Origin of the sequence: Synechococcus sp. 63AY4M2, from assembly GCF_002760475.1 — a bacterium.
Taxonomy (GTDB): domain Bacteria; phylum Cyanobacteriota; class Cyanobacteriia; order Thermostichales; family Thermostichaceae; genus Thermostichus.
The window spans coordinates 2,274,701-2,300,628 of the sequence record NZ_AXUX01000001.1 but is presented as its reverse complement, the minus strand read 5'-3'; the positions used below and the strand labels follow the sequence as shown (position 1 = coordinate 2,300,628).

Below are 25,928 nucleotides of genomic sequence, written 5' to 3'. Positions count from 1 at the left end.
GGGGGACGAGCGGGGTAAAGCGAGGGATAGGGGTAAGCGTTGGTGTTGGCACCGGGGTGGGAGTGGGTGTTGGTGCCGGAGTTGGAGTGGGTGGCGGTGTCGGAGTTAGAGTGGGTGGCGGTGTCGGAGTCGGGGTGGGTGGCGGTGTCGGAGTTGGAGTGGGTGGCGGTGTCGGAGTTGGAGTGGGTGGCGGTGTTGGAGTCGGGGTGGGTGGCGGTGTCGGAGTCGGGGCGGGCTCGGGGGTAGGTGTTGGGGTGACTTCAGCGGTAGAAATCGGCTCCGGCTCTTCCTGAGTATCGCGGATTGTTGGGCGCGGCCAGAGCAAAAAGGCGGCTAGCAAAGCCACAGCGCCTCCCCCGGCCAAGACCCACTTTAGGCTGCTGCCGGAAGGCTGGAGAACCGTTGGGGGGGCGGCTTGCGGCAGGGGACGGGTAGGGGGAGTATCCGTTCGTGGTGGGACGGGGGGATCCTGAGGGGGAGCAGCCGGAAGCGTGTTGCTGGCCTGGATGACTGTAGAGGGCGTTTCGGCAGTTTCGCCTTCAACTTTGGGGGAGGGATCCGGCGCAGCTTCTGCCGAGGGATCTGAGGGGAGAGGTTCCCGCTCGGCGATATAATAGGGGATCCCTGCACCTGCAGGCGGGATGGGGTCATCTTCGACAAGATCCAGATCTTCATCGCGGATGTCTTCAAAGGCTCCAGAAGCCGATCCTGTATTGCCGGTGGTTTTGATCGGCGGTCTGGGATCGGAAGAGGGTGGAGCCTCGTTTTGAGCCTTGGCACCGCCGGTGGGAAGAATCACGGTACTGGCCTGGCTGCTGGGGAGTTGAGTGGCCACCGTCAGCTCATAAGCCTGCAGCAGCCGCTCCCCCAGCTCCTGCATCGTCTGCGGGCGTTCGTCCGGGTTTTTCTTCAGGCAATCCATCACCACCGCTGCCAAGGCGGGCGGGATCGGCTGCGGAGTTGTCTCCGGGTTGATCTCAAGGGGGCTTTCGTAGCAATGGGCGTGGATCCAACTGTGCAACGAGTCGGTTTCCAATTGAAAGGGCATGGATCCCGTCAGCATCTCGTAGAGCACCACCCCAAACGAGTAGATATCCGAGCGGGCATCCAGAGACTTGCCCCGTATCTGTTCAGGAGAGGCGTAACGGGCCGTGCCGATAAATCCGCCCCCTTTGTGGGTGCCTAGGCTGAGGGTGTGATCCGCCAGGGTCTTGGCCACGCCGAAGTCGAGGATCTTGAGCTGAGACGTAAGCTGGCCATCTTGAAAAACGCGCTCGACAAACAGGTTGCTGGGCTTGATGTCGCGGTGAATCACGCCCCGAATCTCGCGGCCATCTACCTTGGCGCGGAACGTGTGGGCAAAGTGCAGCCCTTCACAAGCCTGCAGGGCCAACCGAATGACTTGCCGAAGCGGCAGAGCCCCTTTTTCCCGCATCAGCTTGCCCAGATCCTGCCCCTTGAGGTACTCCATCACCAGGTAGGCTTGCTCGCCCTCTTGGCCGTGATCCAAAACTTTGACGATGCGGGGATGCTGTCCCAGAAGGATGCTGATGCGGATCTCTTCGGCAAAGCGGCGGCGCAAATCGATCTGGGCGTCGCCCCGGCTCAGCAGCAAGGGCGCGTGCAGGACCTTGACCGCCACCTCTTGGTGGTTGTTGTGTAAGTCCAAGGCGCGAAAGACGGATCCCATGCCGCCACCACCGATTTCTTGAATTAGCCGGTAGCGACCGCCCAAAATGCGATTGGTGAGATCAAAAGACATAGGTTTGCAGGCGCAAGAAAAGGCAGCTCAGGCCAAGATGTCCATACGATAAACCAATTGCTGGAATTCATACCCGCCCATTGCTCAGTCCAACTTCAGGGATCCCAATCTTTGACTCTCTGGAGGCCCAAGCGCTCCGCGCCGCCGGCGCGACCACCTCCAGCCCCTCTCCCAGCCCCCCTCACCCCCAGCCCCTCTCCCAAAGGGAGAGGGGAGTTAGGGATAGCGCTTTGCGCCGCCAGCGCGTGCGCGACAGCGTTGCGACAAGCCGTTTTTTATTACCATTTGGAATGACTATTTAGAGATTTTTTTAAGGATCTCCAGTAAATGTGAAAAAAGCGCAAGGGAATGCTGGGGGAAATTCAGCCTTCTGGGCAACCTTCAGCCCAAAGGGGGATGATCGGAAGGGATCCCTGCGCGAGGGCTTATGGACTTGGGCTTGGTGGTGATTGCCTACAAAGAGGGGGATCGGGAGAGCAAGGCCGCCTGTCAACTGTGTGCGGAGCAGTTGCGCCGGCGCGGCGTTACGGTGCTAACAGCCCCCACCGGCTTGCACCACAACCCCTACCCGGTCTTCCTGGAGGCCACTTCCGATCCCATCGACCTAGCTGTGGTACTGGGGGGAGATGGGTCGGTGTTGGCGGCGGCCCGCCACCTGGCCCCCCATGGGATCCCCATTTTGCCCATTCAGTCGGGGGGCAGGCTGGGGTTTTTGGCCCAGTCAGAGCGGGTGCTGCACCAGGATCCCTGGGATCGCATCCAGGCCGGAGACTTCGTCCTGCAAGCCCGGATGATGTTGCAGGCCCAGATTTGGGAGCAAGTGCAACTGGGGCAGGGGGCTATTCCTGGCGAGGGCAAGCGGCAGGGCCGCCCGGTCAGTGACGTGTACTACGCCCTCAACGAAATGTGCCTCAAGCCCATCAACCGGGAACGCCTGCCCGCCGCCATCCTGGAAATCGAAGTCAATGGCGAGATTTTGGATCAGTACCACGGGGATGGTGTGCTGGTGGCTACACCGACGGGATCCACCTCCTACACCCTGGCAGCCAACGGCCCCATTCTGGAGCCCAGCTTTGAGGCCATCATCATCACCCCCATCTGTCCCCTCAGCTTGTCCAGCCGTCCCATCGTCATCGGCGGCACGGCTACGGTGGAGATCTGGCCCCTTGCCGATCCGGAAGGGCTGACCCGCCTCTGGAGCGATGGCGTCTTGGCCCAATCGGTCAACCCCGGCCAGTGGGTACAAATTCAACGGGCTCACCTGCCGGCCAAGCTGCTGATCCTAGAAAAAGACCTCTCCTACTTCCGCACCCTGCGAGAAAAACTGCAGTGGGCCGGCAGCCGCATCTACATCCCCACCACCAACCACCGCCCGGAAGGGGGATAAAGGGATCCTAAAGTTGGGGAGCTAGAGTAGCGGAGTTTGACTCCCCTGGAATCCTCTCCCATGAGCCTCAGACTTTACCTACTCAGACACTTTTCCAGCAGTTCAACCTAAAGCTTTAAAGAGATCCGCGACTCAAGCTTTCCAAACGCTCCCCGACGGATTCCGCTATCAAAATGAGTCTGAGGTTCACTCAATTGGGATAAATTGCAGCAGGGATCCCGTGTGGATGAGATGGGCCGGGGCAGATTTTCCATCCTGGCCGGGATGGGCCAGCAGCACACAGCGATCTTGGGGGGTGAGGTTAAACCCGACAGAGGGATCAGGCTCTCTTTTCAGTTGAGAATTGAGTTGCGGATCCCCGACAAACGTCAGTTGAGCCAAGAGGGCCAATAGGCAATCTAGATGGGCCAAATCCGTTCCGAAAGGAGTCCGCTCCTGCAAGGTGGCCAACGCCACCGGGTGGCCTTCCCGGATGAGATAGGTGAGGATCCCGGCACAGCGCTCTACGGCCCGCTCCAGCTTGTTGCGATGCGCTTCAGGGCCTTCTCCCCGCGGCTGCCAGCGGTTTTCAAAACAGAGGACAATGGCCTGGGAACGGGGACGCTCCAGCTCGCGCACGACCAGTTGATCCCGTTTGGCCGAGATCTTCCAGTGCACCGAGCGCACATCATCTTGGGGACGATAAGGCCGCAAGCTGAGATAGTCCCCCTCCTGGCCCGGCTGAGGGCGCAACCGGCTGCCGCCGCTGAACTGATCCGGCAGCAGCAAACCCTGCACAGGGGCAGGCCGAGGAAACACGATCACCGTCTGCGCATCCTCAATTTCCACTGCCTTGCGGAAGAGTTCAAAGGGAAAGCTGGTGGCAATTTCAAAGCCCTGCAGCCGCCACGCCCCTCGCCGTGAAAAAGTGTGCTGATAGAAGGTATCTAGCTTGGCGCCGGGATCCAAGCGCAAAACGTAGCTGGAAGGCCAATCGGCCCGCCTGAGCCCCTCAATGCGCTCGCTGACCTGTAGGGAAAAACTGGGCAGGCGCCGTTTGCGGTTGACCAGCGTCAGCCCCACCAAGACCGGCTGGCCGGCAAAAATGCGGCTGGGCAACTGCCGGCTCACCTCCAGATCTTTGAGGGTAAGCTCGGAGAGCATGCCGCTGAGGAGAATGAGGCTGAGCAGCATCCCCAGCACCAAGTAAAGGGGATTGTTGCCGGTGTTGAAGGCGGCAATGCTTACCAAGAGGGTGATCCCAACAAACCGCCCCCCGATGCGGGTAAAGCAGAAGCGGCGCAGAAAACGAACCCGCTGCCTTGAGGACAACTGGGGAGGGCGGATCCCCAACTTCCGCGGCCACTGCAACGATTGCAGGAGTTGAAGTGCCGTTTGGCTAAGTTTCAATAACATTTGCCTGCCTCCTCTGCAGCCCTGTACCGCTAATTCTTGCTCCCCAACCCTCCGCGCAAGAATACCCGTATCTTGCAGCGTAAAGGGATCAGGCACTAGGAGCAGGTTTGTTCGGTGAGGATTTGGGCAATGGCCGCAGCCACCCGCTCCTGTTGTTGGAGAGTCAACTCAGGAAAACAGGGCAAGGACAACACTTGAGCAGCACAGAGCTCAGCATTGGGCAGATCCCCAGGTTTGTACCCCAACTTTTTGCGGTACACCGGCTGCAGATGCAGCGGGATGGGGTAGTAAACGCGGCTGGCAATGCCCCGCTCCTGCAACTGCTTTTGCAACCGGTCGCGCCGCCGCGAGTCCGTCGAGTCGGAACCAGGCACCCGCACCGTGTACTGGTGCCACACCGAGTTGCCCCCCACCGCCACCTGGGGCAGGATCAGCCCAGGGATCCCTTGCAACAGGCGGTGATAGCCCTCGGCAATGGCCTGCCGCCGCCAGTTCCACTCCCGCAGGTGGGTCAACTTAACCGACAGGATCACGGCTTGCAGCGCGTCGAGGCGGCTGTTGAGGCCGATGTGCTCGTGCTGGTATTGGCGAGTCTGGCCGTGTTCTTTAAGAATGCGAACCTTGCGGGCCAATTGTGGATCCCGGGTCACCACCGCCCCACCATCCCCTGCTGCCCCCAAGTTTTTGGTGGGAAAAAAGCTAAAGCAGCCAATATCTCCCCAGGTGCCCACAGGCTTGCCTCCCCAGCAGGCCCCTATGGCCTGGGCGCAATCTTCCACCACTGCCAACCCATGGCGTCGCGCAATGGCCAGAATCTCGGTCATGTTGGCCGCCTGGCCGAACAGATGCACCGGGATCACCGCCTTGGTGCGGGGGGAAATGCTCTTTTCCAGAAGCTGGGGATCCAGGTTAAAAGTGCAGGGATCCACATCCACAAACACCGGCCGTGCCCCCACCAAGTCGATAGCCTCGGCGGAGGCAAAAAAGCTAAAGGCAGTGGTGATCACCTCGTCACCTGCTTGGATCCCAAGGGCGCGCAAGGCCAGCACCAAAGCATCGGTGCCGGAATTGCAGCCAACAGCCTCCAGGTCCCCGCCGCCAAGAAACCGGGAGAATAGCTCCTCAAAACGCCGCACCGCCTCTCCCCCGATGTACTGGCCTGAGGCCAGCAACGCCTCCACCTCGGGCAGAAGGGTTTCAGCCAGAGCGCGGTATTGCAAGGTCAAGTCCAGCAGCGGAATAGGCTCATCCGTCACGGTGCTGCCTTTTGGGAAGGTAGCGGCCACAGCCCATTATCGAGGATGAGAGCTTTCGACACTCCCACCAACTAAAGAAAGCTGGAGAATTCTTACCCAGTCCGTTGCTGGACTCGTAAAGGCGTTGTCAAGCCGCCTCTAGACAGCTCTCACGGCCCTGTCCCGCTAGCGCAAGCAAGGACATAATGCCAAGGCTCTGCTTGGTTTGTCTTGCTTAGCTGCCGGCTAGGTTTTTCACGAAGGTAGGTCAGTATGTACAGTGTAGCAGAGAGAGAAATCAGCGATTAAAATCGCCTATGCCTCTTCCCTGAGGCGGAAAAGCTGATTTTCGGCGTCCACAACGCTCTGGCCCCAAGTGATTCTTCCCTTATCTTCGCTACAAGTGGACTGCTGGGATCCCAGCCCACTCCGAATCTATCCCAATCTGAGATAGAGTAAACGCGGTACGTCCCTGGCCAGGGATTCCCTAGGTCGGCTACAGCTATCGACAGGATGTTCTATGCAGGTTGCTTCTCAAGCAGTTCTCGGCAAAGCCCCTTTGGCCCCCCGAATTCTAGCTTTGGTGCCGGGAGGGATTGGCGACCAAATTCTTTTTTTTCCCACCCTGGCAAGTTTGCGGCAGCGCTTTCCAGAAGCGGAGCTAGAGGTGTTGGTGGAGCCGCGGGCGGCAGCTGCCTACGAGGTTTGTCCCTCGGTGAATCGGGTGCTAACCTTTCCGTTTAAAGAGCAGCTCTCGTTGGGAGATATCAGCGATCTGCTGGGGCGAATCCGGGAACGGCAGTACGATGCGGTGCTGAGCCTGGGCAGAAGCTTAGGGGTCAAGCTGCTGCTTTGGCTAACTGGGATCCCGAAGCGGGTTGGCTATGCTCCACCAGGGCCTGGGCGACCTTGGCTGACCGACCCGGTGCCCCTGAAGCCGGCCCAATATGCAGCGAGCATGTATCACGACCTGCTGCAGGGGTTTGGCATCACTGCGACGGCAGGCCTGCCTCAGGTTCGCCTAAAGAAGACAGACCTGGAGTGGGCCGAGCAGGAACGCAAGCGCCTGCTGGGGGATGCTGCCCAAGATTACGTGCTGTTACATCCCGGCGCCAGCCAACTGTCCCAGGAGAAGGGAATTCAGAAAATCTACCCCCCCGCCAGCTGGGTCAAGGTCATCAAGGGCTTCCGGGAAAAGCGGCCGGAGCTGCCGCTGGTGCTGCTGCTGGGGCCAGAAGATGAGCAGCTGGCGGAGGGCTTTCTGTCGCAACTGCCGGATCTGCCGGTGAGCCGCCCTCCCCACCTGGGCCAACTGGCGGCCTTGATTGCTGGCTCCACCCTGCTGTTGTGTACCGACAGCGCCCCCATGCACCTAGCAGTAGCCACCCAAACTCCCCTGGTGGCTGTGTTTGGCCCCACTGAGCCGGAGCGGCTGCTGCCTTCCGAAGGGCCGTTCCGCGCCGTTAAGGCTGCCAACGGGGTGATCGACTCGATTGCTCCTGAGCAAATCCTGCAAGTGATCTTCCCCGGCTAGCGGCAGAAGACTTTCCCCAAGACCAGCCCAAAAGGTTATGGGATCCTGCAGCCACTTCGGACAAGTTTGAAACCATTCCCTCACCCCAACTCCTCTCCCAGGACACTGCGCTCCTCGCCCCAGGGAGAGCTTGTCCCGCTATACCGGCTGTCCCAGCCTGGAAAGGGAGTAGCACAGTTTTCTCCTTCTCCCTCTAGGAAAAAGGCCGGGAATGAGGAGCTTGTTTGGCCATGCGGACGAAGGGACTTGAACCCTTACGCCTTGCGGCACTAGATCCTAAGTCTAGCGCGTCTGCCATTCCGCCACGTCCGCAAAAGCTGGCCCCGTAGGCCGGTTGTCAGCCGACTCGGATCCCGCTCAATTATGCTAACCCAAGCCGGCTCTGGCTAACCCGGCAACTGGGCAACGGCGACCTTCAGCTCCTCTGTGGCGTCCAAAACCACCCAGCCTTGCCCCCCTGCCCGCTTCCACAGCTCAAAGTGCAGGTGTGGCCCGGTTACCGCCCCGGTTGCCCCCACATAGCCGATCACGGATCCCTGTTCCACCACTTCCCCGGCTCTTACCGCGACTTCGGACATGTGGCCGTAGCGGGTGCGCCGACTGCCGCCATGGTCCAGCACAACCGTAATTCCCAGGCCTCCCAAGGATCCCGCGCTCACCACCTTGCCGCTCAACGCAGCCAGGATTGGCGTGCCCAGGCTGGCCCCCAGATCCACGCCGGCATGGAACTCTGGCTGGCCGCGGATGGGGTGAATTCGCATGCCAAACCCAGAGGTAATCGGCACGGGGTGGGGCAAAGGATAGAGCAACTGTTCTTCACCTGTCGCCAATTCGGGCAATGCCGGCGCTGGCGGCTTAGGCGTTTGGGGTTGGCTGGGATCCTCAATACGAATCTCTTCGCCTGGCATGAGGATGATGCGGCGACCGGAGCTGCGCTCCATCAGCACCACCGGCACCCCACTTTCCGGCTGAGCATCGACGGCCAAGTTCTGGGTTGCTGGCGGCTCCATAATAATTTCCCGCCCCACCACCGTCTCTGCGCGGGTTTCTGCCTCCAGGGTTGGAGAGCTGCCAGGTTTGGACGCCAAGCCTGGAGACTCTGGGCTGCCCGCCGGCAGGGGAATGGCACCATCCAACAGCAGGGCTTCTGCTCCAGGGGTGTCCAGAGCCGGGCCTATTGAGGGAGGAGGGGGCAGAGGATGGAGTTGCGTCTGCGCCAGCAGAGCGGTGGAAGAGAAGCAGAGCAGCAGGCCCAGTCCCAACCCTAAGCCCAGGCCCAGCCGCCGCAGCAGCCGCGCCCTTCTCGCCAACCGGCTGCCTGGCCGGGAGAGAAGACGCAGCCAAAAAGACTTTGCCGACATGCGCAAGGGATCCAACACGGGTCACTCAGGAGGAAACGAAGGGCCACTGGCAAGAGACGCTTGATAGCTCAGGCGCACCTGGTCGGGAGAAAGGACGAGGATCTGTCCTCCTGGAGTTTGTACCCGCAGCCTGCCATCCTCGGCAAGGCCCAAAACCGTAGCCGACGCCTCACCAGGGAGCCATTGGACTTGCGGCTTCACCGTCCAGGCTTCGTACCTGGAGCGCACAGGGGCAAACCCCTCCTGCAGCCAGATCTGAAACCCGCGCTCCATCCCCTGCAAAACCCAGGCGGCAACTGCGGTGCTGTCCTGCCGGGATCCCAGAATTTCTGCCAAGGCAATCCCGCCAGCGGGCACGGGATTGTTGACATTGACCCCAACGCCGGCCACCAGCCCCAGCAGTTGCCCTCTCTCCCCAAAGCGGCTCTGCACCAAGAGGCCACCCAGCTTGCGCAGAGAACCCGGACACTGCTCATCCACCACCACCAGGTCGTTGGGCCATTTCAGCCGCAGCGGGATCCCCAGTTTCTGTCGTAGGCTATCCACAACACCCCAGGCCAGCGTCAGGGTCAACTCCAGCAGCGAATGCCGCAGAGGCGGGGATCCCAGCCAGACCGACAGATACAGCCCCCCCGGCTCCGAGTGCCACACCCGCCCGTGCTGGCCCTGTCCTGCCCGTTGGCGGGTGCTGACCAAAACCGTGCCCGGCGGCAGGGGCTGAGGAAACTGGCGCCCCCACTGCAAAAGCAGCCGGTTGGTGGAGTCGGTTGTCACCACCTGCAAGAGGTGGTGGCCCCATGCCCCCTGGCCCACCAGGGATCCCAGCCGCGAGGGGGAGAGCATGGCTAAGTCCCCCCAGCCCTAGCTCAACACGATATCTTCTGCCGGGCGTTGGGCCAACCGCTTCAGATTTTGATAGCGCAACATGTCCAGCAGGTCGTTGCCGGAGCGCCCCTCCAGACGGGCCTCCACGTGCAGCGCCTGCCCCAGCGCCTCCACCGCCTGCAGCCGTGGGATCCCGCGCAACACCAGGCGATCCACGGCGTAGGCATCGGCAGCCAGAAGACGGCGGTCGTTGGTCTGGTCGCGGCGCAACTGCCAAAGCGCCAAGCCGCTCAACCCTCCCGAAACCGTCGCCCCCACCGGGTCTTGCTGCACGACCTCGAAGATCAGGCTCAGCCCTCCCAGAGCCGCTATGGCCAGGTAAAAGTCGATCTGCCGCGAGGCTGCCCGGCTGTAGTAGCCCACCTTGTGGAGAAACAGCCCTGCCCGCTGCAGGGGAGTGAACTGTCGCCACTCGTAGGGTTTGATGAACAGCCGCATCTGCCGTTCCCAGGGCATCTGTCGGCGGCCCTTGATCACCACCGTCTGCCGCTCCGAGGCCGGCAAGATCTTCACGCTCTCCCGCATGCTGGCGGGCAGCAGATCCAGCAGGCGATCGATCTCAGCCTGGTCGAGAACGTAGTTGTCGTAGCTGTAGTACTCCGAGTTCATGCCGGGCCTACTCCTGAGCTTAATCCCATCGCCTGACGCATCTCTCGCACTGCCCGCTCCAATCCCACCAGCACCGCTCGACTGATGATGCTATGGCCGATGTTCAGCTCTTCCATGCCAGGGATCCGGGCCACCGGGCCGACGTTCCAGTAGGTGAGGCCGTGTCCGGCGTTCACCCGCAAGCCCAGTTGAATCGCCTGTTGGCTGGCCTGCCGCAGTTGGGCCAACTCCGCCTCTTGCTGCGCCTCCGAGGATGCCTCCGCATAGCGTCCCGTGTGCAGTTCCACCCAGCGGGCCCCCACCTGGGCAGCGGCGGCAATTTGGATGGGATCGGGATCGACAAACAAGCTGACGGGAATGCCGGATCCCTGCAGTTGGCTTACCACCTCGCTAAGACGCGACACCTGCCCGGCCACATCCAGACCGCCCTCGGTGGTGACCTCTTCTCGCCGCTCGGGCACTAGGGTGACATAATCGGGCTTGATCTCCAGGGCGATGGCCACCATCTCGTCGGTGGCGGCCATCTCCAAGTTGAGGTGGGTGCGCACCGTCTGGCGCAGTAGCCGCACATCCCGCTCCTGGATATGGCGGCGATCCTCGCGCAAATGCACCGTGATCCCATCTGCCCCTGCCAACTCGGCGATCACCGCCGCGGCCACCGGATCCGGCTCTACGGTGCGGCGAGCCTGGCGCAGGGTGGCGACGTGGTCGATGTTAACTCCCAGACTTAACAAGGCTCAACTTCTTTCACTGTAGCTGGTGATGAATGCTCCTAGTATTACATTATTCATTACTTGTGCCGGTCAGACGAGTCAGGGTATTGCGGGGCGCAGAGCTAAGGGGCACAGGCTTTATGATCGAGAACGACACCTCGCCCCTCCGGGATCCACTGCGGGCTTGCCATGACCAATCCAGATACCTCTTTGGCGGTGGGACAACACTCCATTGTTGACCGGGCGCGGGTGCCGGTCCTGATTGCCCAATACCTGCCGGTAGAAATCTGCATCTACTACCAGGTTGTGCCCCTCGCTCTGGACACCGACAGCTTGATCTTGGGCATGGTGGATCCCCAGGATTTGGCGGCGTTGGACTACGTGAGCAAGATGCTCGCCTATTCCCAGATCTCCGTTGAGCCGATCCCGATTACTTTTGAGCAGCAGCAGGATTTAATTGCCTACTACTTCAGCCATCCGCCGAGCCCGGCAGAGGTGGAGCAGCTACGCCTCCAGGCCCAAGCCAGCCGCGTCACCCGGGAAGTTCCTGCTCCCGTGGCCGAGCCGCCCAGCCGACTGACCCCCACCCAGCCGCTGCCGGCACGGCCAACTGCTCCGCCCCTTCCTGTTGACGAATCGGAAGAGACGGCGCAGCAGTTGCTGAACTCGATGCTGCGGCGAGCTTTGGAGGAGAAAGCGGAGCAAATTTTTGTTGAACCCCAGGAGGGGTTGGTGTGTCGGGTGCGCTACCGCCAGCAGGGGATTTTGCGGGATCTATTTAAGGATCTCTCGGAGTCGATACGGGCAAAGTTGATCGCCGCCATGAAGCGGATGATGGCCCTGGATGCAGGGCTGATCGGGGAGCCCCAGCAGGCGGAAGCAGAGCGGATGTATCGGGGGGAGCCGCTGGTGCTGCAATTGCGCATCATTCCCCAGCGCTCCAAGAGTGGCCAGGTTTCCTCCTCCAGGGAAGGCGCCATCCTCAGCATTCTGCGAGGGGAGACCCTCCACAAGTATCAGCAAGGCCAAAACCGCCTCCGCGTCTCCGAGACTGTGGCTTTGGCCCAGCAGGCCCATCAACTGCTGCAACAACTGCAAGCTGCCCTCAGCACCACAATCGAGAAGCTGAAGCAATACCCCACCCCCCCCGGCAGCGACTGGCCCCTGATGACAGAAATGCTGGCGGCCATTCAGGCCCAAGCCCAGATGATCGCCATCCGCCAGCAGGACTGGGAAAAACTCAATTCCGGCAGTTGATCTCCTATGGGCATTTGGATACAGGCCGGGCCACTGCTCTCCTGCCCCAATCCCTGCCCGTAGGAATCCAGAAGCCTCTCCTCCTCGCTCCAGGCGTCCCATTCCCACGACAACCTGAGCGGCTTCTTCCTAGCGGGATCCCTCCCGCAACAGCACCAAAATCACCCCGGCAATAATGCTGATGGTGGCCCCGGCAATCAGGCTGGTGGCCAGACGTTCCAGCCGTTCCCCAATGGTTTGGGCGGTGTCGAACTTAAAAGTGAGCTTTTCGACGTCACCCGAGAGCTTCTCGACCCGCTCCGAGAGCTTTTGGGTATCTCCTGAGAGCCGATCGATCCGATCCAGAATCTCCCCTTGTTGTTGGGTGAGGCGAGCTATTGCTTGGCTGTTGGTTTCAACCAGCCGCTCGACCCGCTCTAGGCGCTCTTCTGTCGAAATCGTCATGGGGCTTGGAAGTCACGAGCAGGGTATCTCCGCCTATTGATCCTAGGCTACTCCCGGCCTTTTGTCTCTCTAGCGTCGGCTTGACCGGACAGCCTCTGCTCCTACTGCCTCGGTTGAGTGCGATAATCTGGAGATCGTGCAGTCTTGTGCGCTAGCCGCCATGTCGTCAAAAGATCCGACGTCTTTGCCCCAGCCCAAGCTGCCGCCAGGAGAAACCTCCGCTGGCTCCAGATCCCGCGCTTGGTGGCAGGCTCAGCGGGAGAACTTGCTGACAGTGGTGCTGGCGCTGCTGTTGGCCTTCGGCATTCGCACCTTTGTGGCGGAAGCACGTTGGATCCCCTCCGATTCGATGCTGCCCACCCTAGAAGAAGGAGATCGGCTGGTGGTGGAAAAGATCAGCTACCGCTTCAGCTCCCCCAGACGGGGCGACATCATCGTCTTCTACCCGCCTGCCAAGCTGAACTTCGACGGTGCCTACATCAAGCGGGTGATCGGCCTGCCGGGGGATCGCATCCGCATTGCCGATGGCAAGGTGATCGTCAACGGCATCCCGCTCCAGGAGGACTATATCTACGCTCCCCCCAATTACTCCTGTCCGGGCGAGCGCTGCCCCGGCGTGCCCAACCAGGGATCCGAATTTCTCGTCCCCCCCGGCTCCTATTTTGTGATGGGGGACAACCGCAACGACAGCCAAGACTCCCATGTGTGGGGATTTTTGCCGGAAGAGAACATCATCGGCAACACCATCTTCCGCTTTTGGCCCCCCAATCGCCTGCACTTTTTCACCCCGCCAGAGTATCCGGAGCTCTCTTCTGAAGGGGCGCAGGCCTCGGGGAGTCGAACCTAAACCTGGGAAAACCTCTCAGCGGGCCCGCTCCAGCACATAGTCCACCATCTGAAACAAAGCTCGGCGGGCTACCGAATCGGGGAGAACTTCCAACGCCTCAGCAGCCCGACGGGCATAGTCTCGCGCCAACTCGCGGGAGCGCGGGATCCCATTGCTCTGGTAAACCCACTCCAGGGCCTGCTGGAGATCCTGGGGTTCGGCCAGCTCTCGGAGGATCAGCTCTCGCATCTGGGGAAACTCCTCCAGGGCGAACAAAACCGGTGCCGTCAAGTTGCCCTGGATGAGGTCAGATCCCACCGGCTTACCGAGCATCTCTGCCGAAGCGGTGAAATCCAGCAGGTCGTCCACGATTTGGAAGGCAATGCCCAGGTCGCGGCCAAAGTCGAAGAGGCGATCGGCCACCTCAGGACTGACCCCGCTCAGCAGCCCGGCGGCCTTAGAACTGCCGGATATGAGGGAGGCGGTTTTGTAGAAGCTCTTGGCCAGGTACTCTTCCAAGGACACATCCGGGTCGAAGCGGGTGAGGCTCTGGCGCACCTCGCCCTCCGGCAGATCCATGATCACCTTGGACAGGAGCTTCACCACTTCCAGATTGTCCAGGTTAGCCAAATACCAGGCAGCTTGGCCGAAGAGGTAGTCCCCCGCCAGCACCGCTACGCGGTTGTCGAAAAGGGTATTTACTGTGTCGATGCCCCGCCGCACATCGGCAGTGTCGATGACATCGTCGTGCACCAAGCTGGCCGTGTGGATCATCTCGGTAATTTCCGCCAGGCGCCAATGCTGCGGGGTAATCTCCCCATCCGGCGTAGTAGCCCGCGCAATCAACAGCACAATCGCCGGTCGGATCCCTTTCCCCCCCGCCGAAAACAGATGTTCGGCAGCCATGGCCAGAATTGGGTGTTTGGCGCTAACCAGCCGCGACAGGTTCTGGCGTAAACGCTCCAGATCCGCTTCTACAGGGCCAAAGGGGGAGAGCACAGAGGTCATGGAGCCAAAGTATGAGAGGTTTTACAAAATTTCATATCTCCCCTTATTGTAGAGCACCCCAACGTTCTCGGGGAAAAGCGAGCGGTATCATGCAAACAGTCCTCTGCTTTTTTATGTCGGATCCCGTTCCCCCAGTGCCAACCGGCTCTGTCCCCCCCCTCCCTGCAGAACCCGATTGGGAGGAGGAGTGGGAGCTTGCACTGGAGCGGCCACCTCTATCGGGGCGAGCCCAGCCTCACCACCATGACCCGCAGTCGCGGCGCAAGCTGATCCATCGTCTGGCTCGCATCGAGGGGCATGTGCGCGGGATCCGCTCCATGATCGAGCAGGATCAGCCCTGTCCGGATGTGCTGCTGCAGATTGCCGCTGTCAAGGGGGCACTGGATCGGGTGGCGCGCCTTATTCTTGACGATCACATCCGTCACTGCATCCGCCACGCCATCGAAAGTGGCAACATCGAGGTGGAACTGGAAGAGCTGCAGCGGGCCCTGGATCGCTACATCAGCTAGTGGATACAAGCCTTTCCCATGGGGGTGGGCTGGGCTTTGCTCAAGCCAAGGCTAGCTGTTGCCGTCGGCAGCGTAGCGCTCCAGCAGAGCGGCGCTTTTCAGTTGCCATTGCAGGCCCATGAAGGCCCAGTCCAAGAACTCGTTGATCTCTTCCTGGCTGAACTGCATGGCTTTGCCGATCTCGAAAATCAGGGCCTCTTCTTTTTCCGCTAGCTTGTTGTTGACCACCGCCATCGCCGCCAAATCTCTCAGGATCAAGGCTCCGGCTGCATTGTGTAGAGGAGGGATCCGGCTGAGGTCTAGGGTTGCGCCTGTCTCGTCGGCCAGATAGCTTTGGGCCACCTGTTTTTCGACGCCCATCCCTTCTGCAATTTGCAGGAAAAAGTTGCTCTCCTCTTCGTCCAACTGGCCGTCCACGCGGGCCACCGCGATCAAGGCTTTGAGGTAGAGCTGGCGCTGCTCATCTGTCAAGTCGGCGTAGTTGACCATAGGGGTTGCTGCTGAGCTTGGGTTTCCTCTTCAACTTTGCCACGAAGATGCCACCTGGTGTCGATTCGACCCTTTTTCAGCCGAGGAAAAATCGATTACAATAGAGGGCCTGTGTCATAGCTAGCCGCCAAGACTTCCGCTGGGATGTGGGAAGGGGCGGCAACTTGGCTTGCTTCATCTTTTTTTCTCTTGGTAACCCTTTACAGCTTGCGGAGCACCCCCGAGGAGCAGACACCCCATGGTTAAATTGCGGCTCAAGCGCTACGGAAAAAGACGGCAACCCACTTATCGCATCGTCGCCATCGAAAGTAAGGCCCGCCGCGAGGGTCGTCCGCTGGAGGAGTTGGGCTACTACAACCCGCGCACCAAGGAGACGGTTCTGGAGACGGCAGGCCTGCTCAAGTGGTTGCGTTGTGGCGCTCAGCCTACAGATACGGTGGACAGCCTCCTCAGGAAGGCCGGCATCTACGAGATGCTCAAAGCCGGCGAGGGCGGAGTGGTTGCCGCGATTCGCATCCCGGCTATCGCCAAGCCGGAGGCTGGGATCCCTGATCCGGCGCCGTCCACAGAGGAGCCTGCCGCTGTTTGCGAGGCCTCTGCCGAGATGGCAGGGCAACCGGGGGAAGTCGAGCCGGCTGGGGCGGCAGCGGAACCGAACTCCCAGGAGCCGGAGCCTGAGGAGGAAAAGCCTCAGGTTGAGGCCTAGGGTCGGCTACGCTTTCGGTTAAGCTTGGCTCGGCAGTTGTTCTTCCCTGTCGTCTAGCTCCCCATGCCGGATTACGAGGCCCTTGTCCATCTCCTGATCGAGCCGTTGCTCAGCGGTGGCCCGCCGCAAATGGATGTGGAAACCACTTGTGGCGGGCGCAAGGTATGGCTGCGGCTGGCTTTTGACCCCAAGGATCGCGGGCGGGTGTTGGGGCGAGGCGGGCGCACCCTGCAGGCCATTCGGCAGGTAATGATGGCGGCAGCTCAGTTGGCGGGGCAATCGCTGTACATCGACATCTACGGAGAGTCTGGAGAGCGGGAATGAGCCAGATCCTTACCTTCTTGGGCAAAGGGGGCACAGGCCGGAGCACCCTGGCCGTGGCAGCGGCCCGGGCAGCAGCCCAGCAGGGGCGGCGGGTGCTGTTGGTGGGCCATCAGCCGGGGTCGGGGCTGGAGATGCTCTTGGGCGGGATCCCGCTTTCCGGCGAGCCGGTAACCATTGCCGCCAATTTAAGTGTGGTGCAGTTGCGCACAACTCAGCTCCTGGAGCAACACTGGACGGCGGCCAAGGAGCTGGAAGCCCAATACGTGCGCACTCCCTTTTTCCGGGAGATCTACGGCCAGGAGCTGGGGGTGTTGCCGGGGATGGATCAGGCCCTGGCTCTGGAAGCCCTGCGTCGCTACGATGCCAGCGGCCAGTACGACTGTATTCTCTACGATGGGCCGGGGGATCTGACCACCTTGCGGGCTTTTGGGATCCCGGAGGTGGCCAGTTGGTACTGGCGGCGGGCTTCTAAAGCTTTTTTGGGCTCCGACTTGGCCAAAACCCTGCGCCCTTTCGTCGAGCCCCTGCTGCGATCGGTCAGCACAGTGGAGTTCTCGTCTTTAGAGGATCTGTCGAATCGGCTGGGGGGGATGACCAACATTTTCGAGGAGGGACGCCAGGCCATCGCCGATCCTCGTCGCGTGTTGGCCCACCTGGTAACCACCCCGGATCCGATGGCCGTGCAGACTGCCCGCTACCTCTGGGGCAGCGCCCAGATGGTGGGGCTGACGGTGGGTGGCCTCTGGGTCATGCCGCTGGTTCCTGGGGAAGTGTCGGCTGCCGATTTTTCTCCGCTGCCTGTGCGCATCCTGCCGCGGCGCCAGGGATCCGATTGGTCGGCTTTGGAAGAGGCGGTAGGAGGGATTTTCGCGGTGCCGCAGGTGCCGCCGCCGGTGGCCATCGACGAGGGAGCCCGTACCGTCAAGCTGTTTATTCCCGGCTTCAGCAAGGCCCAGATCGAGCTGAGCCAGTCGGGGCCGGAACTGACCATCACCGCCGGGGATCAGCGGCGCAACTTGTTCTTGCCCCCCAGCTTGGCAGGCCGGCAGGTAACCGGGGCCAAGTTTCAGGAGCCTTTCTTAGTCATCACCTTTGGCTAGGCCATCGCGCCAGCGGAGGAGAAGGCGATGTTGGCCAAGCGGATCATTCCCTGCCTGGATGTGGCGGCGGGGCGGGTGGTCAAAGGGATCCGGTTTGTGCAGTTGCGCGATGCCGGGGATCCGGTGGAGCTGGCCCAGGCCTACGACCAGGCGGGAGCTGACGAGCTGGTTTTTCTAGACATCACCGCCACTCACGAAGAGCGGGAAATCTTGCTGGAGGTGGTGCGGCGCACGGCGGAGCAGGTGTTTATCCCCCTCACGGTGGGAGGTGGGATCCGCGATCTGGAAGGGATCCGGCAACTGTTGCGGGCCGGGGCCGACAAGGTGAGCCTCAATTCGGCGGCAGTCCGGGATCCGGATCTGGTCACCCAGGCCAGCCGTCGGTTTGGATCCCAGTGCATCGTGGTGGCCATCGACGCCCGTGCCAAACCTCAGGGTGGCGGTTGGGAAGTGTACGTGCGCGGGGGGAGGGAGCCGACGGGCCTGGACGCGGTGGAGTGGGCCAAAACCGTGGCCGAGCGGGGGGCGGGGGAGATCTTGTTGACCAGCATGGACGCCGACGGCACCCAAGCGGGCTACGACTTGGAGCTGACCCGCCGCGTGGCCGAGGCGGTGGCGGTGCCGGTGATCGCCTCAGGGGGGGCAGGGGAATGTGCCCACATCCGCCAGGCTCTGCAAGAGGGGGGAGCAGAAGCAGCCCTGTTGGCCTCGCTGCTCCACTACGGCCAGTTGACAATTGCCCAGATCAAAGCCGATTTGGCCGCCCACGGCATTCCGGTGCGTCGCTAAACCTGGAGAGTTTGCCCATGCAGGATCTGGCCGATCTCCTGCCCCATGTCAGCCGCCTTGCGGAAACAGCCGGGCAGGCCATTTTGGAGATCTATCGGCAAGATCAGATCCGGGTCAGGGACAAGGCCGACTCCTCCCCCCTCACCGAAGCCGATCTGGCCGCCCACCACTTGATCCTGCGGGGCCTGCAAGATCTGACCCCCGGCCTCCCCGTGCTCTCGGAAGAATCCGGCGGGATCCCGTATCCGGAGCGGCAACAGTGGCGGCAGTTCTGGCTGGTGGATCCCTTGGACGGCACGCGCGAGTTTATCGGGCGCAGCGGCCAGTTCACCGTGAACATCGCCCTCGTCGAGGCAGGGATCCCCATCTTAGGCGTCGTCCATGCCCCCGCTCTCGGCCTTACCTACAGGGCTGTGCAAAGGCTGGGGGCCTATAGAGGAGATCAGCCCATCCGGGCCCGCCCGCCCGCCCAGGCCCCTCTGCAAGTGGTGGCCAGCCGCTCCCACCGCGGCCCGGAGACGGAGCAATTTCTCGAGCGGCTGCGGCGGCGCTACGGTTCCCTCGAGGTGAAGTCGGTGGGCAGCGCCCTGAAACTCTGCCTTGTGGCCGAGGGATCCGCCCATCTCTACCCCCGCTTCGACCCAACCATGGAGTGGGATACTGCTGCTGCCCACTGCATCGTCGAGCAAGCCGGGGGAAGCGTCACCGATCTAAAAGGGGATCCCTTGCGCTACAACAAGCCTGATCTGCACAACCCGCCCTTTGTGGCGGCTGCCGCCGATGCAGCCCAACTGTGGCAGGAGCTGGTTCCCTAGAAAGCCTGGGATTACATGCCCATCTCGGTGGGGTTGAACCCCTCCGGAAACTTGGTGTACTCATCGTAGAGGGCGCCGCGAAAACGGGTGTTGGTGATGATGGCTCCCCGCAGATCGGCGCCAATTCGCAAATCGGCGCGGCTGAGATCGGCCTCGCTAAGGTCGGCCCTGAGCAACTTGGCCCGGTAGAGGTTGGCCCCCCGCAGATCGGCCTTGACCAGCTTGGCCCCAATGAGGTTCACCCGCCGCAGTTTGGCTCCGCGCAGGTCGGCCCCTGAGAGATCTGCGCCCGACAGATCCCCCTCGCGCAAATCCGCCCCACTTAAGTCGGCATCCCGCAGGACAATGCCCCTCAAGTTCGCGCCGCTCAACTGGGCTCCGCTCAGGTTGGTTCCAGAAAAATCCCGCCGGCCAGACGCATAAGCCTGCAACAGTTGCTTGGCGTCCAGCAGAGGTTTGATACTCGCTGTGGTCATCGCTGTTTGTTTCTCTCGCAAAAACGCAGAAGGCTACCCTAACCCCACCAGAGGCAGGCCAAGAGCTCTTCTGGGCTAGCTTACCACTCTGTGTCCCCCTGCTTAGCATACCCCAACGCCCCTGAGCCCAGAGGAGACACTCTCAAGAAGACGCTACCTCCCATTCGTTCAAAGCCGGTCGATTTCGCGGCGTAGATTTTCTAGCTCTACATCTACCTCGCTCTCGCTGGTGGCAGCAGATTGATCTCTCGGCAGAGCTTTCTGCTCTCCGGCGGGCAATTGGCCCCCCATCGCCGCTTTCAGCATCATCAGCTCGTGATCGATGTCCGAGCCACCTGCTTCCAAAGCGGCAAACTGTCGCTCCAAGTTGTCCACCGCCAGCTCGGCCACGGCCGCCGACTGAGCTTCCAGGGCGTTTACCTTCTCTTCCATACGCTCGAAAGCCGCGAAGGCACTGGTGGCGTCCACCCGTCCGATAACCTGGTTAATTTGTTGGGAAGCTTTGGCCGCCCGAGCCCGCGCGATGAGCATATCCTTTTTGGTCTTGGCCTCGGCGATCTTGCTCTCCAGCTTGGTCATGTTGGCCTTCAAGACTTCCACCTGTTTGGTCTGCTCATCCAACTGCCGCTTCAGGCTCTGGGCGGTTTCGGCAAAGGTTTTCTTGCGCACCAGCGCTTCGCGGGCCAGGGCCTCGTTGTTGTTGCGCAGGGCCAACTCGGCGCGCCTTTGCCACTCGTCGACGTTCTGCTGCGCCTGCTCGTACTGCCGCTCGATCCGCTTCTGGGCAGCAATGGCCTGGGCAACTGCCTGCCGCATTTGGTAGTGATCCTCAGACATGTCCTGAATGGTTTGGTTCAGGATTTTCTCCGGATCTTCGGCACTGCTGATCAGCGCGTTGAGGTTGGCTCTGATGATCCGGCTGACCCGATCGAACAATCCCATCGGTCGTTTCCCCCTCTCGCAGTTTGACCTAATGCTACCCTTGCCACGCCGGCGCCTTCCAGGGCTCCTACTCCAGTATAGGGATCCCTGGCCGGGATCCGAAGAAATTGGCCGTAACCCCAGACCAACGCTCCAGCCCTCCAAAACAGCCGCTGCAGAGAGGAGCCCGTCCCCCCCTGGATTTTCGCAGGTTGCAGGGAATTGTCGGGATCCCTGAAAGCCGAGAGGGTTTGCCGGACAAGGCCTTTTCGAACTTTGGCAGAGTCTTTGGGATCCTCTGACAATGGGCTGTGCTGGAATCGAACCAGCGGCTCCCACCGTGTCAAGGTGGTACTCTACCTCTGAGTTAACAGCCCTCGCTGAAGATGCGGCTGCGCATCTGCCCAAGGGTTGGAAATTGATGATATCACATCTGCAAGCCACTTCGAGGCCCACTCCTTGCCGCTCGGGGCTGCCAAGACGACGACTTCTATGGCCTTGTCCATCCCCTCCTACACTTGTGCCTGGCCCAGCGCAGGCGGGGATCCCATCTGCACAAGCGGCACTTCTCCCAGGTGTCGATACAGGACATTGTGCAGCAGCGCCATCTCTACCATCCGCAGAGGAGCTATCAGTCTTTTGCCGAGATGCAACGCTCCTGAGCTTAAGAGTCAGTCGTCGCGGCACAGGGATCCAATACGAGCTTGGCAGGTGGCGATTTCTTCGGGGGTGAGGTTATCCCAGTTAACATCGCGGCGCAGCACCAGGCCGTTGTGGCCGGTGATGAAGCGGGGCAGTTCGGCTTGGTCGATCACGCTCAGATCCCGCATGTGGTAGGTGGTGTAGTAGGTAACCTCCGGAGCGTCGAAGTCCACATCGATGAGGGTAAGGGTCTTGCGGGGGGGCAGGGGGCTATTCAGGAGGGGGCGGGGGCCGGAGCCGAGGATGCCGCAATGGAGCAGTTGCAGTTGCCCCTTGTGGCCGGGGTAGTAGCCGTGGTGGTGGCCGCTGATGTAAGTGTGGACGCGATATTTCTCCAGCAGGGCCCGTTTGGCGTCTGCCTCCAGCAGCACCTCTCCCGGATCGTCGCGTCCGACGGTAATCGCATAGAGAGGTAGGTGACCGATGACGATGCGCAACTTGGCCTTCTGGGCTCGTTCGCTGGCCAGCGCCGCTTCTGCCCAGGCCATCTGTTCCGGCGGGATGTAGTTGCAGGTGGCATCCCAAACTAAGTAAAACACCCCGTCTTTTTCGAAGGTGTAATAAAAGGGAAAGTCGCCTCGATCCACAAAATTCAAACCGGGATCGTGGGCCGGGTCGTTCCAAAACTCGCGGGCCAGATCCCGTTCTTTTTGGAAGAGAAAGCCCCCGCGCGTGCTGCGGGCACAGGACGCATCGTGGTTGCCCAGCGTGAAGCCGTAGGGCAGTTTGGCAGCACGAAGCGGGCCGGCCACATGCCGGTCAAAGGCTGCCCACATGGCGCGGATGCGCTCCTCCGACAGGCGGGGATCTTGGCCAGCCACCATGTCCCCTCCCCCCAAGACGATATCCGGCTGGAAATAGGGGATGAGGCGGATGGCCCGATCCACCTCCGGGTCGTAGTCCACCGAGCCGTAGATGCCATTCAGGTCGCTGATCACCATCAGGCGCAGATCGCGGCGGGCTGGGATGTAAAGGCCCCGGGGAGCTTCCGGATGGGGGACAACTGTGGGCGTAGGCCGAGGGGTAGGAGGCGGGGAAGCAGGGGATCCCATCTCTGCGGATAGAGGCACAGAAGCAGGGCGCTGCCGACTGGCCCAATAGGCCCCCACCAATCCACTGCTGCCGGCCAATCCCAACAGGCCTAAGATCATTTGGCGCCGCCGCATCCCGCTTCTCCTCAACACCCCAGCGATATTCGTAGATAGGCGATATCGTATTGTAAATAACTGAAGAAAATAACTGATAATTGACGCGCTCCCGTTGGCGCCCTTTCCTCCGCACACTGCCTGGACAGGTCGATGCCCGACGGAGATCTGGAGATCAGCCTTTGGAAACTTCGATTTAGGAATGTTAAACTAGTGTGAATGAGTAACCAGCTATCTCAGACTCGGTATGACTTGAGGTTTGCCCATGCCTCGCCCTGTGGATTCTTTGGAAGCTGCTTTGGAGCGATGCCGGGAGTGCAATCTGCGCCTCAGCCGGCAGCGTCGCTATATTTTGGAACTGCTGTGGCAATGCGGCGAGCACCTTTCTGCCAGAGAGATCTACGACCGCCTCAATCGGCAGGGCAAGCCCATTGGCCACACATCCGTCTATCAAAATCTGGAGGCTCTGGCCAGCCACAACATCATCGAGTGCCTAGATCGCGCCGATGGGCGCCGCTACGGCAATCGTACCCATCCTCACAGCCATGTCAACTGCCTGGATAGCAACCGCATCCTGGACGTAGATGTGGAGCTGCCGCCGGAGCTGCTGGCCCAGGTAGAGCAGAAGACAGGCACTCGCATCCAGAGCTACCGCATTGAGTTCTATGGGGTGGAAAATCCCGGGGAAAGCTGAGCTGGCCAGCCAGTAGATTCTCGGGGCGGGATCCCGAGTTCTTCTGGAAGAGGATGAGCCAATGTCAGTAGGCTCGGTTTTGCCCTTTGCCGATCTGCGACTGGATTTGCTCAAGAGAAGCGGCGGGGGCCAGACACTTGCTGCCCCAGCACACCAACCCCACAGCTCCTGCCGGCAACGGCTCGGCTGCGGTGGGCAGGGCAAAGACGGTGGTGGGCCAAGAGCGCTGTTGCAGCGCAGCAATGTGCTCCGCTTCTAGGGTTGCCTTTACCCAGTTGTTGTACCAATCCAGCCCGACGAACAAACTGGGGCAGACCCGCGGCTGGGTGCTCATGATGTGGGCAAAGGTTTTCAGGGCCTGTTCTGCCCGTTCCAGGTAGTCCAGATCTCCGGTGATGGCGGCCAGGCGCACCAGGTTAGCAACAGCCACCCCATTGGCTGCGGGGGTGGCGTTGTCCTGAAACTCCTTCTCCCGCACCAGCAGCTCCGGGGTGCTCTGGGCGTCGCTGACAAAGTATCCCCCCCTGGCCTCATCCCACAGTCGCGTGTCCATCTCCTGCTGCAGCCGAATGGCGGCCTCCAGCCAGTACTGGGAGCTGGGATCGCCTGTCCGCGGCAGGCAGGCCTGGTGCAAATCCAACAGGGCCTTGATCAGCAGAGCGTAATCTTCCGATTGGGCAGGTACCTGGGCTGTGCCATCGTAGTTCAACCGCAGCAGGGATCCCGTCTGGGGGTGGCGCTGCTGGCTGAGGATGAATTGGGCGGCCCGCAGGGCCAACCGCAGATAGTCCTCCTCGCCAAACACCTGGTAGGCCCGCGCCAGGCCGGAGATCATCAGGCCGTTCCAGGAGACGATCATCTTGGTGTCGGTGACCGGCGGAATGCGTCCTGGCCAAGATTGCCGGCGGGCCGATTGGGCATCTACTGCGGGCGGGAAGGGGGTTCTCCGCTCGGTGGAGCCGTAGCGAGCTCGAAACAAATGGGTCGTCAAAGCCGTTTCCACTTCCGGCGGCAGCTCCCCTCCTTGCCTGCGCTGTAGGACGATACAGCCGGGCCGATCGGGGAAATTGCCCCCCGGCGAGAGGAAGAAAGCCTGCTGCAGGGCGCGGAAGGTTTCTGCATCCAGCAGATCCTGCAGCTCCTGCCAGCGCCAGACATAGAACTCCCCCTCCTCGGGCTCCGCATCCTCTGCTCGGGCAAAACTGTCGGCATCCTGGGCCGCGTAGAAATACCCGGCAGGGGCGGTCATCTCCCGCGCCACCCATTCCACCGTCAGGCGCACCGCCCGCTCGATGGCCGCATCCTGGATCCCGTGGGCCCACAGCTCGGAGAGAAACTCCAAGATCTGGCCGTTGTCGTAGAGCATTTTTTCAAAGTGGGGCACCGTCCAGGTGGGATCCACGGTGTAGCGGTGAAACCCGCCGGCCACATGGTCGAAGATCCCTCCTAACACCAAGGCCATCCCTCGCTCCTTGGCCCGTTCTAGCGCCGTCGGCGAGCCGGGGATCCCTTCTGGCGGGTCGAAGCGGGCCGAGCGCAACACCAACTGGGCGTAGGGCATCATGGGAAACTGCTGCACTGCCCCGGCGTTGGCCAGCAAGGGTTGGATTTTGGGGATCCCGGAGCGCAACAGGTCAGGGGGAATATGGTCTTCCGGCACCAGGTCGCTGAGGGTGGTCAGGGCCGCCAAGATTTGGCCCTTCATGTCCTCGATTTTGTCTTTTTCCTGGCGGTAAAACTGCAGGATGCGCTGCAGTACGGTCAGAAACCCCGGCCGGCCAAAGCGAGGCTCCACCGGAAAATAGGTGCCCGCGTAGAACGGCACCAGGTCGTCGGGCGTGAGGAAGACATTGAGGGGCCACCCCCCCTGCCCGCTCATGAGCTGCAGCGCCTGCATGTAGATGCTGTCTAGATCAGGCCGCTCCTCGCGATCCACCTTGATGGGCAAAAAATGGGCATTGAGGAAGGCGGCGATCTCCGGGTCGGAGAAGGCTTCCCCCTCCATGACGGTGCACCAGTGACAACTGGAGTAGCCGATGGACAGAAAAATCGGCTTGTCCTCGGCCCGGGCTTTCTCCAGGGCCTCCGGGATCCAAGGCCACCAATCCACCGGATTCTCGGCGTGCTTGCGCAGGTAAAGGCTGGAACACGTGGCGAGGCGATTGGCCATAGGTACACCCTCTCACCCTTTTTGCTTCAGGCTAGCGCGTCCTCTTCCCAAGGCGGAGCCAACCCACTGTTGTTCAAGATACACTGACCTACGCCTCCCCTTGCCCCAGGGATCCCTGTTGGTCAGACCTGCTCCTGTTCGGCAGCCGGGATCAAAAAATCCAGCGGACGCCCGTGCAAAACCAGCGTGGTGCTGGGGTTTTCCACAAAGCCAATGCGCTCGTAAAAGCCGCGCTGATGGGTGGTAAACAGGTAGATGCGCTCCACCGACTGCAGGTGGGGATGGCTGATCAGGGTTTCCACCAGCTTGCGCCCGATGCCCTGCCGTCGATACTCGTGATCGACCACGATGTCCCAGAGGACGGCCCGGTAAACCCCATCGGAGGTGGCGCGGCCAAAGCCAATCAGGCGCTCCCCGTCCCAGGCGCTGACCACCGGGTGGCTGTGGGCGATGGCCCGCTCCATCTCTTCCCGCCGGCGATTTTGGGCCCAAAAGGCGTTGCGGTTCAACAACACCAGGAGCTGATCCAGATCCAGATCTTGCCGCTCCAGGGAGAAGCGAATGTTGCGGTTGTCCACCGGTTGATGAGAAAAGGTGATGACAGGCTCGAGGGAGGGATCGGACATGAAGCAGACCTTGGGCAACGAAGATTGGCAACGGTTCACTGGGCAG

At 61.3% G+C, this 25,928-nt stretch carries 26 protein-coding genes and 2 tRNA genes; 11 read left to right on the top strand and 17 right to left on the bottom strand.

Features of this window, described 5'->3' with window-relative positions:
• On the bottom strand, positions 1–1,762 hold a 1,762-nt coding region (locus SYN63AY4M2_RS10230; protein WP_240530531.1), incomplete at its 3' end, for a serine/threonine-protein kinase.
• 427 nt (positions 1,763–2,189) lie between these two features.
• Between SYN63AY4M2_RS10230 and SYN63AY4M2_RS10225 the strand changes: the two genes are divergently transcribed.
• Positions 2,190–3,149 carry an NAD(+) kinase gene (locus SYN63AY4M2_RS10225; RefSeq protein ID WP_011431074.1) on the top strand — a complete coding sequence of 320 codons (960 nt, stop codon included), beginning with the start codon at positions 2,190–2,192 and terminating at the stop codon, positions 3,147–3,149.
• Positions 3,150–3,335: 186 nt separating this feature from the next.
• Here SYN63AY4M2_RS10225 and SYN63AY4M2_RS10220 read toward each other — a convergent pair whose 3' ends face one another.
• Complete coding sequence (locus tag SYN63AY4M2_RS10220) at positions 3,336–4,544, bottom strand: DUF58 domain-containing protein (RefSeq protein WP_099887359.1); 1,209 nt, start codon at positions 4,542–4,544, stop codon at positions 3,336–3,338.
• 95 nt (positions 4,545–4,639) lie between these two features.
• Positions 4,640–5,800 (bottom strand): DegT/DnrJ/EryC1/StrS family aminotransferase, encoded by a 1,161-nt coding sequence (locus SYN63AY4M2_RS10215; protein ID WP_099887505.1) that lies wholly within the window; start codon positions 5,798–5,800, stop codon positions 4,640–4,642.
• 499 nt (positions 5,801–6,299) lie between these two features.
• On the opposite strand from SYN63AY4M2_RS10215, the gene SYN63AY4M2_RS10210 reads away from it, so the two are divergent.
• Positions 6,300–7,313, top strand: coding sequence for a glycosyltransferase family 9 protein (locus tag SYN63AY4M2_RS10210; protein ID WP_049749781.1), 1,014 nt, complete (start codon positions 6,300–6,302; stop codon positions 7,311–7,313).
• Between the two features lie 231 nt (positions 7,314–7,544).
• On the opposite strand, the gene SYN63AY4M2_RS10205 is transcribed toward SYN63AY4M2_RS10210, so the two are convergent.
• The 5 genes from SYN63AY4M2_RS10205 to SYN63AY4M2_RS10185 form a co-directional block, all read right to left on the bottom strand.
• Positions 7,545–7,625, bottom strand: a tRNA-Leu gene (locus SYN63AY4M2_RS10205).
• A gap of 74 nt (positions 7,626–7,699) precedes the next feature.
• Positions 7,700–8,674 carry a M23 family metallopeptidase gene (locus SYN63AY4M2_RS10200; protein WP_099812888.1) on the bottom strand — a complete coding sequence of 325 codons (975 nt, stop codon included), beginning with the start codon at positions 8,672–8,674 and terminating at the stop codon, positions 7,700–7,702.
• 21 nt (positions 8,675–8,695) lie between these two features.
• The gene (locus tag SYN63AY4M2_RS10195; protein WP_099812887.1) at positions 8,696–9,517 is read right to left on the bottom strand and encodes a biotin--[acetyl-CoA-carboxylase] ligase; all 822 of its coding nucleotides are present in this window, start codon (positions 9,515–9,517) and stop codon (positions 8,696–8,698) included.
• Between the two features lie 18 nt (positions 9,518–9,535).
• Positions 9,536–10,168, bottom strand: a complete 633-nt coding sequence (locus SYN63AY4M2_RS10190) for a DUF3318 domain-containing protein (RefSeq protein ID WP_011431080.1) — start codon at positions 10,166–10,168, stop codon at positions 9,536–9,538.
• Positions 10,165–10,902, bottom strand: a complete 738-nt coding sequence (locus tag SYN63AY4M2_RS10185) for a pyridoxine 5'-phosphate synthase (protein WP_011431081.1) — start codon at positions 10,900–10,902, stop codon at positions 10,165–10,167. Before SYN63AY4M2_RS10185 ends, SYN63AY4M2_RS10190 begins: the two co-directional genes overlap by 4 nt.
• Positions 10,903–11,070: 168 nt before the next feature.
• Here SYN63AY4M2_RS10185 and SYN63AY4M2_RS10180 point away from each other — a divergent pair, with 168 nt between their 5' ends.
• On the top strand, positions 11,071–12,138 hold the full coding sequence (locus tag SYN63AY4M2_RS10180) for a general secretion pathway protein (RefSeq protein WP_011431082.1): 1,068 nt from the start codon (positions 11,071–11,073) through the stop codon (positions 12,136–12,138).
• A gap of 129 nt (positions 12,139–12,267) precedes the next feature.
• Here SYN63AY4M2_RS10180 and SYN63AY4M2_RS10175 read toward each other — a convergent pair whose 3' ends face one another.
• Positions 12,268–12,582 carry a hypothetical protein gene (locus SYN63AY4M2_RS10175; protein WP_011431083.1) on the bottom strand — a complete coding sequence of 105 codons (315 nt, stop codon included), beginning with the start codon at positions 12,580–12,582 and terminating at the stop codon, positions 12,268–12,270.
• Positions 12,583–12,742: 160 nt separating this feature from the next.
• On the opposite strand from SYN63AY4M2_RS10175, the gene lepB reads away from it, so the two are divergent.
• On the top strand, positions 12,743–13,429 hold the full coding sequence (gene lepB / locus SYN63AY4M2_RS10170) for a signal peptidase I (protein ID WP_011431084.1): 687 nt from the start codon (positions 12,743–12,745) through the stop codon (positions 13,427–13,429).
• Positions 13,430–13,444: 15 nt separating this feature from the next.
• Here lepB and sds read toward each other — a convergent pair whose 3' ends face one another.
• A complete protein-coding gene (gene sds / locus SYN63AY4M2_RS10165) occupies positions 13,445–14,416 on the bottom strand; it encodes a solanesyl diphosphate synthase (RefSeq protein WP_011431085.1) in 972 nt (323 codons plus the stop codon).
• 89 nt (positions 14,417–14,505) lie between these two features.
• Here sds and SYN63AY4M2_RS10160 point away from each other — a divergent pair, with 89 nt between their 5' ends.
• Positions 14,506–14,925 (top strand): metal-sensing transcriptional repressor, encoded by a 420-nt coding sequence (locus tag SYN63AY4M2_RS10160; RefSeq protein ID WP_228375284.1) that lies wholly within the window; start codon positions 14,506–14,508, stop codon positions 14,923–14,925.
• A 51-nt stretch (positions 14,926–14,976) separates the two neighbouring features.
• Here SYN63AY4M2_RS10160 and SYN63AY4M2_RS10155 read toward each other — a convergent pair whose 3' ends face one another.
• The gene (locus tag SYN63AY4M2_RS10155) at positions 14,977–15,414 is read right to left on the bottom strand and encodes a TerB family tellurite resistance protein (protein WP_011431087.1); all 438 of its coding nucleotides are present in this window, start codon (positions 15,412–15,414) and stop codon (positions 14,977–14,979) included.
• A gap of 238 nt (positions 15,415–15,652) precedes the next feature.
• Here SYN63AY4M2_RS10155 and rpsP point away from each other — a divergent pair, with 238 nt between their 5' ends.
• The 5 genes from rpsP (at position 15,653) to cysQ (ending at position 19,148) form a co-directional block, all read left to right on the top strand.
• Positions 15,653–16,120, top strand: a complete 468-nt coding sequence (gene rpsP / locus SYN63AY4M2_RS10150; RefSeq protein ID WP_011431088.1) for a 30S ribosomal protein S16 — start codon at positions 15,653–15,655, stop codon at positions 16,118–16,120.
• A 63-nt stretch (positions 16,121–16,183) separates the two neighbouring features.
• A complete protein-coding gene (locus SYN63AY4M2_RS10145; RefSeq protein WP_011431089.1) occupies positions 16,184–16,444 on the top strand; it encodes a KH domain-containing protein in 261 nt (86 codons plus the stop codon).
• Entirely contained in the window at positions 16,441–17,544 is a 1,104-nt protein-coding gene (locus tag SYN63AY4M2_RS10140) for an ArsA family ATPase (RefSeq protein ID WP_011431090.1), read from the top strand. Before SYN63AY4M2_RS10145 ends, SYN63AY4M2_RS10140 begins: the two co-directional genes overlap by 4 nt.
• 27 nt (positions 17,545–17,571) lie before the next feature.
• On the top strand, positions 17,572–18,333 hold the full coding sequence (hisF, locus tag SYN63AY4M2_RS10135; RefSeq protein ID WP_011431091.1) for an imidazole glycerol phosphate synthase subunit HisF: 762 nt from the start codon (positions 17,572–17,574) through the stop codon (positions 18,331–18,333).
• 17 nt (positions 18,334–18,350) lie between these two features.
• Positions 18,351–19,148 carry a 3'(2'),5'-bisphosphate nucleotidase CysQ gene (gene cysQ / locus SYN63AY4M2_RS10130; protein ID WP_011431092.1) on the top strand — a complete coding sequence of 266 codons (798 nt, stop codon included), beginning with the start codon at positions 18,351–18,353 and terminating at the stop codon, positions 19,146–19,148.
• Positions 19,149–19,159: 11 nt separating this feature from the next.
• Here the strand turns inward: cysQ and SYN63AY4M2_RS10125 are convergent, their stop codons facing one another.
• The 4 genes from SYN63AY4M2_RS10125 to SYN63AY4M2_RS10110 all read right to left on the bottom strand — a co-directional run bounded on the left by SYN63AY4M2_RS10125 (position 19,160) and on the right by SYN63AY4M2_RS10110 (position 22,413).
• Positions 19,160–19,624 (bottom strand): pentapeptide repeat-containing protein, encoded by a 465-nt coding sequence (locus SYN63AY4M2_RS10125; protein WP_011431093.1) that lies wholly within the window; start codon positions 19,622–19,624, stop codon positions 19,160–19,162.
• Positions 19,625–19,792: 168 nt separating this feature from the next.
• On the bottom strand, positions 19,793–20,566 hold the full coding sequence (locus tag SYN63AY4M2_RS10120) for a PspA/IM30 family protein (protein WP_011431094.1): 774 nt from the start codon (positions 20,564–20,566) through the stop codon (positions 19,793–19,795).
• A 284-nt stretch (positions 20,567–20,850) separates the two neighbouring features.
• A tRNA-Val gene (locus tag SYN63AY4M2_RS10115) sits at positions 20,851–20,922 on the bottom strand.
• 294 nt (positions 20,923–21,216) lie between these two features.
• Complete coding sequence (locus SYN63AY4M2_RS10110) at positions 21,217–22,413, bottom strand: metallophosphoesterase (protein ID WP_011431096.1); 1,197 nt, start codon at positions 22,411–22,413, stop codon at positions 21,217–21,219.
• A 244-nt stretch (positions 22,414–22,657) separates the two neighbouring features.
• Here SYN63AY4M2_RS10110 and SYN63AY4M2_RS10105 point away from each other — a divergent pair, with 244 nt between their 5' ends.
• A complete protein-coding gene (locus SYN63AY4M2_RS10105; protein ID WP_011431097.1) occupies positions 22,658–23,086 on the top strand; it encodes a Fur family transcriptional regulator in 429 nt (142 codons plus the stop codon).
• A 64-nt stretch (positions 23,087–23,150) separates the two neighbouring features.
• Here the strand turns inward: SYN63AY4M2_RS10105 and SYN63AY4M2_RS10100 are convergent, their stop codons facing one another.
• Both SYN63AY4M2_RS10100 and SYN63AY4M2_RS10095 read right to left on the bottom strand, forming a co-directional pair.
• On the bottom strand, positions 23,151–25,256 hold the full coding sequence (locus tag SYN63AY4M2_RS10100) for a thioredoxin domain-containing protein (protein WP_099812883.1): 2,106 nt from the start codon (positions 25,254–25,256) through the stop codon (positions 23,151–23,153).
• A gap of 122 nt (positions 25,257–25,378) precedes the next feature.
• Positions 25,379–25,882, bottom strand: a complete 504-nt coding sequence (locus SYN63AY4M2_RS10095) for a GNAT family N-acetyltransferase (RefSeq protein ID WP_099813335.1) — start codon at positions 25,880–25,882, stop codon at positions 25,379–25,381.
• Positions 25,883–25,928: the final 46 nt, after the last annotated feature.

Coding starts and splice junctions, on each gene's coding strand:
- SYN63AY4M2_RS10225 (WP_011431074.1), top strand. CDS start 2,190: ATGGACTTGGGCTTGGTGGTGATTGCCTACAAAGAGGGGGATCGGGAG.
- SYN63AY4M2_RS10220 (WP_099887359.1), bottom strand. CDS start 4,544: ATGTTATTGAAACTTAGCCAAACGGCACTTCAACTCCTGCAATCGTTG.
- SYN63AY4M2_RS10210 (WP_049749781.1), top strand. CDS start 6,300: ATGCAGGTTGCTTCTCAAGCAGTTCTCGGCAAAGCCCCTTTGGCCCCC.
- SYN63AY4M2_RS10200 (WP_099812888.1), bottom strand. CDS start 8,674: ATGTCGGCAAAGTCTTTTTGGCTGCGTCTTCTCTCCCGGCCAGGCAGC.
- SYN63AY4M2_RS10195 (WP_099812887.1), bottom strand. CDS start 9,517: ATGCTCTCCCCCTCGCGGCTGGGATCCCTGGTGGGCCAGGGGGCATGG.
- SYN63AY4M2_RS10190 (WP_011431080.1), bottom strand. CDS start 10,168: ATGAACTCGGAGTACTACAGCTACGACAACTACGTTCTCGACCAGGCT.
- SYN63AY4M2_RS10180 (WP_011431082.1), top strand. CDS start 11,071: ATGACCAATCCAGATACCTCTTTGGCGGTGGGACAACACTCCATTGTT.
- SYN63AY4M2_RS10175 (WP_011431083.1), bottom strand. CDS start 12,582: ATGACGATTTCGACAGAAGAGCGCCTAGAGCGGGTCGAGCGGCTGGTT.
- lepB (WP_011431084.1), top strand. CDS start 12,743: ATGTCGTCAAAAGATCCGACGTCTTTGCCCCAGCCCAAGCTGCCGCCA.
- sds (WP_011431085.1), bottom strand. CDS start 14,416: ATGACCTCTGTGCTCTCCCCCTTTGGCCCTGTAGAAGCGGATCTGGAG.
- SYN63AY4M2_RS10160 (WP_228375284.1), top strand. CDS start 14,506: ATGCAAACAGTCCTCTGCTTTTTTATGTCGGATCCCGTTCCCCCAGTG.
- SYN63AY4M2_RS10155 (WP_011431087.1), bottom strand. CDS start 15,414: ATGGTCAACTACGCCGACTTGACAGATGAGCAGCGCCAGCTCTACCTC.
- rpsP (WP_011431088.1), top strand. CDS start 15,653: ATGGTTAAATTGCGGCTCAAGCGCTACGGAAAAAGACGGCAACCCACT.
- SYN63AY4M2_RS10145 (WP_011431089.1), top strand. CDS start 16,184: ATGCCGGATTACGAGGCCCTTGTCCATCTCCTGATCGAGCCGTTGCTC.
- SYN63AY4M2_RS10140 (WP_011431090.1), top strand. CDS start 16,441: ATGAGCCAGATCCTTACCTTCTTGGGCAAAGGGGGCACAGGCCGGAGC.
- hisF (WP_011431091.1), top strand. CDS start 17,572: ATGTTGGCCAAGCGGATCATTCCCTGCCTGGATGTGGCGGCGGGGCGG.
- cysQ (WP_011431092.1), top strand. CDS start 18,351: ATGCAGGATCTGGCCGATCTCCTGCCCCATGTCAGCCGCCTTGCGGAA.
- SYN63AY4M2_RS10125 (WP_011431093.1), bottom strand. CDS start 19,624: ATGACCACAGCGAGTATCAAACCTCTGCTGGACGCCAAGCAACTGTTG.
- SYN63AY4M2_RS10120 (WP_011431094.1), bottom strand. CDS start 20,566: ATGGGATTGTTCGATCGGGTCAGCCGGATCATCAGAGCCAACCTCAAC.
- SYN63AY4M2_RS10110 (WP_011431096.1), bottom strand. CDS start 22,413: ATGCGGCGGCGCCAAATGATCTTAGGCCTGTTGGGATTGGCCGGCAGC.
- SYN63AY4M2_RS10105 (WP_011431097.1), top strand. CDS start 22,658: ATGCCTCGCCCTGTGGATTCTTTGGAAGCTGCTTTGGAGCGATGCCGG.
- SYN63AY4M2_RS10100 (WP_099812883.1), bottom strand. CDS start 25,256: ATGGCCAATCGCCTCGCCACGTGTTCCAGCCTTTACCTGCGCAAGCAC.
- SYN63AY4M2_RS10095 (WP_099813335.1), bottom strand. CDS start 25,882: ATGTCCGATCCCTCCCTCGAGCCTGTCATCACCTTTTCTCATCAACCG.